Source organism: Herbaspirillum sp. RTI4, assembly GCF_034313965.1.
GTDB lineage: Bacteria > Pseudomonadota > Gammaproteobacteria > Burkholderiales > Burkholderiaceae_D > Herbaspirillum.
In genome coordinates this window covers 2,432,282-2,443,808 of sequence record NZ_JAVIWQ010000002.1, presented here as the reverse complement: position 1 = coordinate 2,443,808, position 11,527 = coordinate 2,432,282, and the positions used below count along the sequence as shown (strand labels likewise).

The window sequence follows — 11,527 nt, the reverse complement described above, 5'->3', positions numbered from 1 at the left end:
TGGGTGTCACATTTTTATCGATTATAGCCCTTTGTATGTCATACAATAAATAACGGGTTAAGTGACAAATTTTGTTGAAGAAGTAATACTGCGGGACAATGTCACATAATCGACCGTATAAGTGACAAGTGAGTGACAGGTAAAAATATGCTAATTGGCTACATGCGCGTATCAAAGGCGGACGGCTCCCAGAACACCAACTTGCAGCACGATGCTATGGTGGCTGCTGGCGTCGATCCAAAACATCTTTATGAAGACCAAGCTTCTGGCAAACGAGAAGATCGCCCCAGCCTCACCGCATGCCTCAAAGCATTGCGCGAAGGCGATACCTTGGTGGTGTGGAAACTGGATCGGCTCGGCCGGAATTTACGTCATCTTATCAACACGGTGCATGATCTAACCGGTCGAGGTGTGGGACTCAAGGTGTTATCCGGACATGGTGCAGCAATCGATACCACGACCGCCGCTGGCAAACTGGTCTTTGGTATCTTCGCCGCGTTGGCTGAGTTCGAACGAGAACTCATTTCCGAACGTACCATTGCCGGGCTGGCTTCGGCACGCGCCCGGGGCCGAAAAGGTGGGAGACCATTCAAAATGACACCTGCCAAGCTGCGTCTGGCAATGGCTGCCATGGGGCAGCCTGAGACAACCGTAGGCGATCTTTGCGAAGAAATGGGAATTACCCGGCAGACGTTGTATCGGCACGTTTCTCCTCAGGGAGAACTCCGGCCGGACGGCCAGAAATTGCTATCAAAGGGCTAATTAGGTGTGAGTCTTATAGTCCACCCAAAATCTGCTTCATAAGGTTGATTGCTCGACAAAATAAAATTATCGATCACATATCAAGTCAACTTTATGACGATTCATTTCCTGATTTCGCTATTCCATACTAAATCCTTATCTACCTTTCCTGCCACCGAATACAGTGCACCTGGCGCATTGCGCGTCTGGCGAAATGTATCCAATGATTCGCCGCGCATGGCGGCATAAATATGCAGGTTGGACACTCCGACGACTGCTCCTAGCTTTTCTAACAAAAAGAAAATAACGCCGTAGTGAATCATGGCCCGCCAGTCGCGCTCAGAAATCATCTTCCTCTCTACCTCGGTCAACCCCGCTTCCTCAAAGGTGCTTTCGGCATCGCCAAGAAAACGTACCCGAAAATCTGGCTCTACCAGTTGATGGAGATACTTGTTTATGCGGTAGGTCCGCACGCTGGTCTCAAGCGTGTAAGGATAGGTCCCGGGCAAGTTTTCGATACCCGCTAATTGGTGATTCATGTGCTTCAGATGTTCTTCACGGGCGCGCGCAGTGACAGCCTCTGACGCGGTAGCGTCGTTCTCATACAGCGCAACGGCGATGCCGGTCATGGACGGCAGGTAGTAGTCTTTATGCAGGCACTTGATGTGACTTGACATAGCGCCGCGCATGATGAGCCACATGATGACCTCGGCGCTTTCAAATCCGCCTAGCCGCGCAAAATCGGCATGGGTCATGTTGGTGAGGGATTCAGGGTCGTTTTCAATCAGGTTCAGAAATTCGTGGTCCCACGGGGTATTGTTAAATCCGGCGCGCTCACCATGTACTTGGTGGGATAGTCCACCGGTGGCAACCAGTACGACCTTTATATCGTCGGGATAGCTTTCAATTGCACGTCGCAACGCATGACCCAGCTTGTAACAACGGCGTGCGGATGGCACCGGGAATTGCAGCACGCCCACCTGCAGTGGCACGATGGCACCGGGCCAGCTTGGTGTGTTTGGCCACAGAATAGAGAGCGGAGAAAAGCAGCCGTGGTCCAGCCCTTTATCCTGGAAAAAAGACATATCGAACTCGTCGGCCATGAGCGACGCACCGATATGCCGCGACAGTGCGGGATGGCCGTCGACTGGCGGCAATGCACGCGCACCGCCGCCTTCATCTGCAACCCGCCAGGAATCACCGATGCCGAGTGCGAACGCAGAATAATGATCGAAGAAGAAAGAGGTGACGTGATCGTTGTAGATCATCAGAATCACATCTGGTTTTTTTTCCGAAAGCCATTGCCTGACCGGTTCGTAAGCCTTGAAGATGGGAGCCCAAGCTGGGTCCTGTTGCTTGCCGGTATCCAGCGCAAAGCCAATCGTGGGAGTGTGGGATGACGCTATCGCGCCGATGATGGTGGCCATAATGAGCTCCTGATCCGCGCGTAGGCACAGACTTAATGTGTAGAAAGGAAAAATGCGATAGTCATATTGCGCCAGTTCCAATGGAATTGCCGGACAAACGGATAGCGGGGCGTACCTGCTTAACGTTCATCCGGCATGCCTTATGCGCTCGCGGTGCGGGGGGCAAACTTGGTGAAAACAATTGAAAATGCTGCGATCATCGCGGGCACTGCAAGAATAGCGATGACCGCGCTGAATCCCCATCCCATCGATAGCATTAGACCACCGGCAAACGAGCCGGAGATGCTGCCAAAGCGGCCGATGCCCAACATCCAGCTCACGCCCGTCGCTCTCACTGCAGTCGGATAGCATGCCGGTGCGAAAGCATTCATGCCGGTCTGCGCACCGCTCATACAGAAGCCCGCAAGCAGTACATATACGCCGAACAAGCTTGAGACGACGCTGCCCGAAGCCAGCAACACAATGAATATCGCTCCGCCAATATATGCCGTTGCAATAACACGGTTCGGCGTCAATTTATCCATGTAGTAACCTACGACCAAAGCACCAACGGTGCCACCGAGCTGGAACAGCGCGGTGAGATTTGCGGCACGCTCGATTGGCAGGCCAGCATCTTTAATAAGCGTCGGCAACCAGCCGCTGAGAAGATAGATGACCAGCAATCCCATGAAATAGGTAACCCATAGCGCGATCGTCATCTTGCGATAGGACGGCGACAGTAATGCTTTTACAGACATGCCTTTTTGTACCGGTGGTTCATTGAGAACGAAGCGCGTACCGCTGGAAAAGCTGCCACCGCAAACTTTCCGCAGGGTACGCGCGATCTTGTCACTGGAAAAGTTTCGTACTACCAAAAAGCGTGCTGATTCAGGTATGAGCCACAAATAAAATGGCAGACAGGCCAGTGGAATCGCACCGCCGACCATCAACACCGTGCGCCATCCGTAATGCGGCAACAACGCCGCGGCACCGAACCCGACCAGAGCCGAACCGAGATTAAACCCGGTGAACATCAACGCCAACAACGTGCTGCGTGACCGCTCGGGCAGATACTCCGATAACAGCGTGGTAGTGCTCGGCATGGCCGCACCTAACCCAAGTCCGGTCAGAAAGCGCAGAACAGACAACGATGTCACGCCTGTACTGTAGGCGCTCAGGATACTGAATATGCTGAACAACGCCACGGCGGTCATTAATAATTTTTTGCGACCGAATCGGTCCGAGAGAGGGCCGACAAGCAATGCGCCGACAGCCAGACCGAGTGGGGCGGCGCTCATCACAAGACCAAAGACCGCACGGCTAATACCCCACTCATTGGTGATGCCCGGCGCGAGAAAACCCATGATGGCGACATCCATACCATCAGTCGCCACGATGAGAAAGCAAAGCCCAAGCAATAACCATTGGTAACTGGTCATTTTCCGGTCATTAATATAAGCCCGAACATCGAGCGTTTGAGAAGGTGTCATTTCGTCTCCTGAGAGAAATTCAATTATTGTTTTTGTAATTTATGGGGCTAATTACCGCAGTAGCGGGCCACCAAGACGCTGTTACTGCTGGCACGCAGATGTCGTCACTTGATAATTGAAGTCTACGCAGAGTGCCTGTATGTCGCATTGCTCTGAGCTTCGAGAGCGTTGCAATTTACTTATTGGAGGTAGGTGGCACACTCAGGTCGTGGACTAAATACAGACGTATCTAGTCTCACGCTGCGAAATTATGACTTTCTGTGCAGTGGCGAACTTATCGAGGTAAGACCGATAAAAGATGCGCTATTGCCAAGTTTCGGCCACGGATTGAAGTTCTGCCAACAGCGCAGTTGCACCGGGAGACAAGTAAGCGCCGGCACGCGTTGTCACGCCAATTTGCCGGTTGAGACCATCCATTGGAAACCGCAATACCGTCAACTGCCCAGTGGTAATTTCATAATGCAGCTGATGAGCAGACAGCACAGTGATCATATCGCTTGACACAAGCAGTCCGCGAAGGAGGGCAAGGTCTCCTGTTTCTGCTGCGGGTTGTGGCGGTTTTCTACCGTGGTCTTGAAAAAATTGTTCCAACGACACGCGTAGCGGCGTCCCGGCACGGGATAACACCCAGGCGTACTGTTGCAAATCATCAAAGCTTAGCACGGGCTTTGATGCCAACGGATGGTCGGCTCGGGCGATCACCGCGGTCTGGTCCTGAAGCAAAGTCGACGCCTGCAGCCCGTTCTCGGTTGGGGTTCGTAGCGCGCCGATAATGAAATCGATCCGACCGCTTAACAGTCCTGCGGTGAGTTCCTCGTAAGTACTTTCCAACGAACGCACCCGCAGTTGCGGATACTTTTTCAATATGGATGTGATCGCAGTGGGTAGCACCAACGTGCGCGCAAGCGGAAGCGCCCCCACCGTGATGACGCCTTCGAGCACGCCTTTGAGCGCAGCAATGTCGGAGACGATATGATCCAGTTCCACCAGCGCGCGATTGAATCGTAAAATCCAGCGTGTTCCAGCGTCAGTAGGCATCATCCCTTGCGCGGTACGACGGAACAGCGTCTGCCCAAGAGCGTCCTCCAGTTTTGTTATCGCTTGGCTAATCGCCGACTGCGACATGCCCATCACACGTGCCACGCTTGGCATGTGATGCACGTCAGCCAGCAGGACCGCGCTCTGCAGGCGGCGCTCATTAAACAGTGCTTCCATGCTCCCAACAAAGCCGCCTTCGCGCGCAGCAAACCGCACCGCGTCATCGCGAACATCGCGCAACTCCGCCTCGATAATGTGGGTCCGCAAGCGCACGGTTTCTCCGGCCGCCGTCAATAGCATACCGTTTCCTTTGCGCTCAAACAGCTGAATTTCAAGGTGTTTTTCCAGCGCCGCCACCGATCTCCCCACCGCAGAAGACGCGCGATACAACAGGTCCGCAGAGCGACGTATCCCTCCCGTGGCAGCAACGGTACTAAATACATGAAGATGGTGAAGGTTCAGGATAGGCATGGGGTAGGAGGATAGCTGAAGACGCGCGCACTGATACAACTTGATAAGCAAATTAGAACGCTTATCGCGGCATAAGGCAACCAAGACATGCGCTTACCTGCAGATACTAGACACATTCAAGTCAGATGACCTTTTTACCATGACCACCACATTTAACACTGAATCTGATCTGCTTCCGGTGCCTTGCATGCTGATGCGTGGTGGCACCTCACGCGGACCATTCTTCCTCAACGCCGACTTGCCGGAGGATCGGGCCTTGCGCGACAGCATATTGCTGGCCGTCATGGGTTCGCCGGACCGCCGCCAGATTGATGGACTGGGAGGGGCTCATCCGCTGACCAGCAAGGCTGGCATCGTAGGCCTCAGCAGCAAGCCTGGCGTTGACCTCGAATTCTTGTTTGCGCAATTGCAGCCCGACAACAACACGGTCGATACCACGCCTAACTGCGGTAATATGCTGGCCGCCGTTGTCCCCTTCGCGCTAGAGCGCGGCATCATCGTTGCCCAAGGCGACACCACGACCGTCAGAGTGTTGACCCTGAACACCGGCATGCAATGCGACATCACAGTACAAACACCAAACGGTCGGATGCAATATGGCGGCGATGCCAGAATCGACGGCGTACCCGGTACATCCGCACCCGTCACTATTAACTTCCTCGATACAGCCGGTTCAGTATGCCCTGCGTTGCTGCCAACGGGACGCGTACTGGACACCATCGCCGTGCAAGGTAGTAACGTTGCGCCTTTCACCATCGACGCGACACTGATAGACAATGGCATGCCGATGGTGCTGGTACGGGCTGCAGATCTCAACCGCAGTGGTAACGAGACCGTGGCACAGCTAGACGCCGACACCGAACTGCAGGGAAAACTAGAAGCCTTACGGCTACAGGCAGGCCCGATGATGGGACTGGGCGACGTCAGTAAAAAAAATTATCCAAAGATGTGCCTGCTTGCCCTACCACAAGCCGCAGGTAATATTGCTACCCGCTGTTTTATTCCTCACGTCTGTCACGACGCCATCGGCGTACTAGCCGCAGTGACCGTGGCCACCGCTTGCGTACTGGAAGGATCGGTCGCCCAAGGCTTGGCTGTCGTTCCGGATGGCATCACCAAAATCATATCGGTCGAGCATCCGACCGGTGAATTTAGCGTCGAACTCGGACTGGATCCTGCTCATCCACAAAGCGTTACCCGCGCTGCCCTGCTTCGCACCGCTCGTCTGATCATGCGCGGCGAAGTCATGATTCCCGCATCAGCCTGGAAAGGAAAATAATATGCAACATCCGTTAATCATTGATTGCCACGGCCATTACACTACCGCCCCTAAAGCGCTGGAGGATTGGCGCAATCGCCAGATCGCCAACCTTGCGACGCCGAAGCTGGGACCGAAACCTTCGGAGTTACGGATCAGCGATGACGAACTGCGCGAATCGATTGAAACTAACCAGTTGCGTCTAATGAAGCAGCGTGGCCTGGATATGACGATTTTCTCGCCGCGCGCAAGTTTCATGGCGCACCATATTGGCGACTTCAACACCAGCGCCACCTGGGCTGCGATCTGCAATGAGCTGTGTTACCGGGTATCGCAACTGTTCCCGGATAACTTTATCGGCGCGGCGATGTTGCCGCAGTCACCCGGTATGGATCCGAGCAGTTGCATTCCCGAGCTTGAAAAATGCATGACCGAATACGGCTTTGTCGGCATCAATCTGAATCCCGACCCTTCCGGTGGCCACTGGACATCGCCACCACTGTCGGATCGCCACTGGTATCCCCTTTATGAAAAGATGGCTGAATATCAAATTCCGGCAATGGTCCATGTCAGCACCAGTTGCAACGCGTGCTTTCACACCACCGGCGCGCATTACCTGAATGCCGACACCACGGCTTTTATGCAGTTCTTGTCCAGCGACCTGTTCCATGACTTCCCCACGTTGAAGTTCGTGATTCCGCACGGTGGCGGCGCCGTGCCTTATCACTGGGGCCGTTTCCGCGGGTTGGCGCAAGAAATGAAGAAGCCGCTACTGAAAGAGCATCTGCTCAACAACATCTTCTTTGACACTTGTGTCTATCACCAGCCGGGGATCGATTTACTGACCAAAGTTATCCCGGTTGACAACGTTTTGTTCGCCTCCGAAATGATCGGCGCGGTACGGGGAATCGATCCCGAGACCGGTAACTATTTCGACGATACCAAGCGTTATATCGAAGCGTCAGTCCAGCTAAGCGCTGAAGACCGCTACAAGATTTACGAAGGCAATGCCCGCCGTGTATTCCCGCGTCTGGACGCTGCTCTGAAGGCTAAAACAAAACAAGAGGATACACATCATGTCACTGAATAATCTCGGTATCGTCAAATGCAATATCCAACGTGCAAGTAAGGCCGACGTCGAAGCTCTCTCAGCTTTCGGCTCCGCCACCATTCATGAAGCCATGGGGCGGGTTGGCCTGATGCGACCGTACCTCCGTCCTATCTATGTCGGTGCAACCATGTGCGGCACAGCGGTAACAGTGTTGCTACAACCTGGCGACAACTGGATGATGCATGTCGCCGCCGAGCAGATTGAACCGGGAGATGTCGTGGTAGCAGCCGTTACGGCGGAGTGTACCGATGGCTATTTCGGCGACCTGCTGGCGACTTCCTTTCGTGCTCGCGGCGCCAAGGGTCTGGTCATCGACGCTGGCGTACGCGATATCAAGGATCTGACCGCGATGCAGTTCCCGGTATTTTCAAAGGCGATCAGCGCCAAGGGCACCATCAAGGCGACCTTGGGTTCGGTCAACATACCCGTGGTCTGCGGCGGCGCGCTGGTCAATCCGGGTGATGTGGTGATCGCCGACGACGACGGCATCGTTGTGGTACCAGCCCAATTCGCGGCCGCGACTGCGGCGGCGGCGGCGGCGCGCGAAGCCAATGAAGCCGAAAAAAGGGAAACGCTTGCCAGCGGCGTCCTGGGCCTGGACATGTATCAAATGCGCGATTTACTGGCCAAGGCAGGGCTGCGTTACATCGACTGATATGACCTGCACCATGACAAATAACTACATTGGAATAATCGGGTATGGCGAGGTCGGTAGGATATTTGCTGCCGGGCTCAAGGGACAGCGTGGGATTACGTCCGTCACAACCTACGACCGAAAGCTTGAGAATTCTGGTACGGAGCTGGAGCTTTTAAAGACTGCCGCTCGCGCTGGCATCGATATTGCCCCCAATTTGGGAGCCTTATGCGACGCGGCAACACTGATTATTTCGGCGGTGACCGCTTCTAATACGCTGGCGGTGGCACAGGAAGCAGCCCGACATATTCGGCCGGGTACCCTATTCCTAGACCTGAACTCGGCTTCGCCCGGTACTAAACGTCAGGCGGCGCAGGCCATTGAAGAGGCAGGAGGCCATTATGTGGAAGCCGGGGTGATGAGCTCGGTACCGCCGCATGGCATTAAAGTGCCAATGCTTCTTGGTGGTGCAAGAGCCGGCGAGCTGGCACCTGCGCTGCGCGCCTGGGGTATGGATGCCACGATAGTTGCCGTCGACATCGGTGTGGCTTCCGCAATCAAAATGTGCCGCAGCATCATGATCAAAGGTATGGAAACGCTGGTCATCGAAAGCTACAGCACCGCGCTGTACTACGGGGTGGCCGACAAGGTGCTGCCGACGCTGGCTGAAACCTTCCCGCAAATTGACTGGTCGGCCCAAGGCACTTATTTCTTTAGTCGTGTTGTACAGCATGGCAAGCGGCGGGCTGAAGAAATGCGGGAATCTGCCGCCACAGTGCGCGAGGCCGGATTTGCGCCACTGATGGCCGTCGGCATCGCAGAAAAACTTGACTGGGTCGCTACGCTGGCAAGTGACGGCTTGTTCGACAAAGTCCCAAAGAATGCGTCATGGCAGGAGTATGCGGAACGACTACTTTTTGCAGGTAAAGAAGAGATGACAGGAGAATTGACAGCACCGCACCCGGTACTTAATGCGACCGCTGACTAGTGACGATTATCAATGACAGCGGCATTGTTTCACAAATGTCCGCTGGCGAAAATTCGAAAGTGTACGCGGTATGCGTGCAATTGAAGGATGTGGTGAAACGTGATGTTTGTAAGGCAGTATTTTTTAATAAAAAAGAGGAGATTAGACATGGCTAGCAACATACATATAAGCGGCGTTGAAGGCAACGGTGTTTCGACATCATACGCTTCAGAAATGCCGAGTTGGAAAGCAATCATACGCGCCGGAGTGATCGCTGGTTTGACCGGCGGAGTAGTTATCTGGATCTACGAAGCCCTTGTTTGGGTAGGAGCGCAGCATTTATTGCCACTGGCTGGAATTCCTAGAAACGCAACGGGCTTGGTGTTCGGAAAAGAGGTGCAAGAGTCGATCGGCCTATGGGCTTACATCATCGGTATCGCCATCCACTTTATTTTCTCAAGTGCCTGGGGTGTCTTATTTGCCGCCATTTGGCCGTATTTTCGCCGACGCGGGTATGAAGTAACGCTAGTAGCGCTTTTTTACGCCATGTTTGCCTGGATCATCATGCATGTGGCGATCATGATCGCCTCCGACAACCACCCTAATTACTATGATCCTGTCGTGATCATCGGGGGATTCATGTCGCACTTCTTCTTTACGGTGCCCTTGGCATTGACTGTCAAGCGCCGATTGGCTATTCAATAAATACGCTAGCACTACCTTCGTAAATACTTCACGAGCGGCGCTGTAACGATCATTACCCATTTCGCGATAAGTAGAGGCTGCTTGTCGCGTGGTGAGCGATTGCACCGCCGTCTTTTTGGTGATTTATGGACGCATCCTTGAGTGACTAAAGCGCGAGGTGCGCGCCGACCGCTTTTCGCGCATTCAGGATAAATGATGGCATTGTCTACACGCCAAAAAGAATATCGAATCAACCTGTCGCACCCACTCTAAAGAAGAATACAAGCGTCTTCTGAATGAAATGCGTCAAAAAATATACAAAAAAAGAGGAAAATTTATGAAAAAGAATATCAACATTACATTAATGGCCGCATCGCTGGGAATGGTCGCTAGTTCAGCAGCATTCGCACAGTCTTCGGTAACCCTTTACGGCGTACTCGATATGTTCAGTGGCTATCAATCGTCAACGGTCGGAGGTAAGCACACTTCACTGACGGTACTCGGTAACAACGGTGAAATGACAAGTCGCTGGGGCATCCGTGGTAACGAGGATCTCGGCGGCGGCTACAAGACCACGTTCGATCTCGAAAATGGATTTGATCCAGGGACAGGCCAACAACAAAATTCCTTTCGCTTGTTCGATCGCCAGGCTTGGGTAGGCATTTCAGGGAATTTCGGCGAAGTGCGCGCCGGGCGCCAGAACACACCAATGTTTGCTTATAGCGGCAATATGGATGCATTCGGGGCAGCAACCTATGGGTCTGCTTACAACAACTTTTCCAATTGGCTGGCGCGCGTCGATAACGACATTAGCTATACTTCCCCAAAAATCTACAATTCACAAATCGAATTGCATTACTCGCTGGGCGAAAAAGCCGGCAATATTGCAGGCAATGCGGTCTATCAGGCGGCGGGACAGACCCAGCAGGGGCCTGTTTTCTTTGCATTGGCTTATCTGACCGCGGCAAATGCGACCAACACCAATCGCGTTCAGGAATTCATGGCCGGCGGGAATGTAGAGTATGGCCACGGCAAAGTCTATCTTGGCTATTTCCGTGCGAATGAGGTGATATCGGCAACGACGGGCAACGCGCTCAGCAATCCTGCGGGAAAATACGATCCGACTGTCGGTCCGGTAGGTAACACGCCGGGTAACTATCACAACACTTATAGCGTTTCCGCAGACTATCGCGTCAACCCCGCAACGACGATTGGTGCTGGCTATGGCTTGATCAAGGATAGCTCTGCTTTTGGGAATAATGCCAGACAGGTTAGCCTGATCGTGAATTACGATCTATCTAAACGGACACGACTTTATTCCGTTGCGTCGCGATTGAATAATTCCAATACCGCGCAGTTCAAGATGGCCGGCGCCAGCATCACGACTGGATCTTTTCTGACGCCTGGCGCTGGGCAAAGTGAAACAGGTGTTCAGGTCGGAATCCGTCATTTGTTCTAATTATTGAAGAAGCGGTATTCACGCAGGTGAGGCCTAGTGCCTCGCTTGTGTACGAGACGTGTTTCTACGTATTGGTACCAACACGGCTGAATGCGGGTTCATTCGCAACTATCTCTGGTTTGATGTGAGGGCGCGCAGTTAATTCTGGTCGAAAAAGCCGCTGAATGCAGCTCGCTACAATTATGCGTGAATCTTATAATTTTCAGATAATAAAAATCTGCAATATATAAAAAATCTATAGTTGGGAAGAAGCTATATAACTGTAACG

At 53.3% G+C, this 11,527-nt stretch carries 10 protein-coding genes; 7 read left to right on the top strand and 3 right to left on the bottom strand.

The features are described 5' to 3' along the window. Nucleotides 1-147 precede the first annotated feature (147 nt). Complete coding sequence (locus RGU70_RS10945; protein WP_322209421.1) at nt 148-762, top strand: recombinase family protein; 615 nt, start codon at nt 148-150, stop codon at nt 760-762. 101 nt (nt 763-863) lie between these two features. On the opposite strand, the gene RGU70_RS10940 is transcribed toward RGU70_RS10945, so the two are convergent. The 3 genes from RGU70_RS10940 to RGU70_RS10930 all read right to left on the bottom strand — a co-directional run bounded on the left by RGU70_RS10940 (nt 864) and on the right by RGU70_RS10930 (nt 5,146). Then, nucleotides 864-2,168, bottom strand: a complete 1,305-nt coding sequence (locus RGU70_RS10940) for a gallate dioxygenase (RefSeq protein WP_322209420.1) — start codon at nt 2,166-2,168, stop codon at nt 864-866. Between the two features lie 140 nt (nt 2,169-2,308). Next, nucleotides 2,309-3,637 carry an MFS transporter gene (locus RGU70_RS10935; protein ID WP_322209419.1) on the bottom strand — a complete coding sequence of 443 codons (1,329 nt, stop codon included), beginning with the start codon at nt 3,635-3,637 and terminating at the stop codon, nt 2,309-2,311. A 303-nt stretch (nt 3,638-3,940) separates the two neighbouring features. Then, entirely contained in the window at nt 3,941-5,146 is a 1,206-nt protein-coding gene (locus RGU70_RS10930; RefSeq protein WP_322209418.1) for a LysR family transcriptional regulator, read from the bottom strand. Between the two features lie 139 nt (nt 5,147-5,285). On the opposite strand from RGU70_RS10930, the gene RGU70_RS10925 reads away from it, so the two are divergent. From RGU70_RS10925 to RGU70_RS10900, 6 genes are all read left to right on the top strand, one after another. Further along, nucleotides 5,286-6,425, top strand: coding sequence for a 4-oxalomesaconate tautomerase (locus RGU70_RS10925; RefSeq protein WP_322209417.1), 1,140 nt, complete (start codon nt 5,286-5,288; stop codon nt 6,423-6,425). Nucleotide 6,426: 1 nt separating this feature from the next. Next, nucleotides 6,427-7,494 carry an amidohydrolase family protein gene (locus RGU70_RS10920; RefSeq protein ID WP_322209415.1) on the top strand — a complete coding sequence of 356 codons (1,068 nt, stop codon included), beginning with the start codon at nt 6,427-6,429 and terminating at the stop codon, nt 7,492-7,494. After that, nucleotides 7,487-8,170 (top strand): 4-carboxy-4-hydroxy-2-oxoadipate aldolase/oxaloacetate decarboxylase, encoded by a 684-nt coding sequence (gene ligK / locus RGU70_RS10915; protein WP_322210777.1) that lies wholly within the window; start codon nt 7,487-7,489, stop codon nt 8,168-8,170. Before RGU70_RS10920 ends, ligK begins: the two co-directional genes overlap by 8 nt. A gap of 13 nt (nt 8,171-8,183) precedes the next feature. Beyond that, the gene (locus tag RGU70_RS10910) at nt 8,184-9,137 is read left to right on the top strand and encodes an NAD(P)-dependent oxidoreductase (protein WP_322209412.1); all 954 of its coding nucleotides are present in this window, start codon (nt 8,184-8,186) and stop codon (nt 9,135-9,137) included. A 147-nt stretch (nt 9,138-9,284) separates the two neighbouring features. Continuing rightward, nucleotides 9,285-9,821, top strand: coding sequence for a hypothetical protein (locus RGU70_RS10905; protein ID WP_322209411.1), 537 nt, complete (start codon nt 9,285-9,287; stop codon nt 9,819-9,821). Nucleotides 9,822-10,137: 316 nt separating this feature from the next. Beyond that, nucleotides 10,138-11,259: a porin gene (locus RGU70_RS10900; RefSeq protein WP_322209410.1), complete on the top strand. Its 1,122-nt coding sequence runs from the start codon at nt 10,138-10,140 to the stop codon at nt 11,257-11,259. Nucleotides 11,260-11,527 lie beyond the last annotated feature (268 nt).

What these genes read in the sequence shown, in the direction of transcription:
- RGU70_RS10930 (WP_322209418.1), bottom strand. Translation starts at nt 5,146, where the DNA reads ATGCCTATCCTGAACCTTCACCATCTTCATGTATTTAGTACCGTTGCT.
- RGU70_RS10925 (WP_322209417.1), top strand. Translation starts at nt 5,286, where the DNA reads ATGACCACCACATTTAACACTGAATCTGATCTGCTTCCGGTGCCTTGC.
- RGU70_RS10905 (WP_322209411.1), top strand. Translation starts at nt 9,285, where the DNA reads ATGGCTAGCAACATACATATAAGCGGCGTTGAAGGCAACGGTGTTTCG.
- RGU70_RS10900 (WP_322209410.1), top strand. Translation starts at nt 10,138, where the DNA reads ATGAAAAAGAATATCAACATTACATTAATGGCCGCATCGCTGGGAATG.
- RGU70_RS10910 (WP_322209412.1), top strand. Translation starts at nt 8,184, where the DNA reads ATGACAAATAACTACATTGGAATAATCGGGTATGGCGAGGTCGGTAGG.
- RGU70_RS10945 (WP_322209421.1), top strand. Translation starts at nt 148, where the DNA reads ATGCTAATTGGCTACATGCGCGTATCAAAGGCGGACGGCTCCCAGAAC.
- RGU70_RS10935 (WP_322209419.1), bottom strand. Translation starts at nt 3,637, where the DNA reads ATGACACCTTCTCAAACGCTCGATGTTCGGGCTTATATTAATGACCGG.
- RGU70_RS10920 (WP_322209415.1), top strand. Translation starts at nt 6,427, where the DNA reads ATGCAACATCCGTTAATCATTGATTGCCACGGCCATTACACTACCGCC.
- RGU70_RS10940 (WP_322209420.1), bottom strand. Translation starts at nt 2,168, where the DNA reads ATGGCCACCATCATCGGCGCGATAGCGTCATCCCACACTCCCACGATT.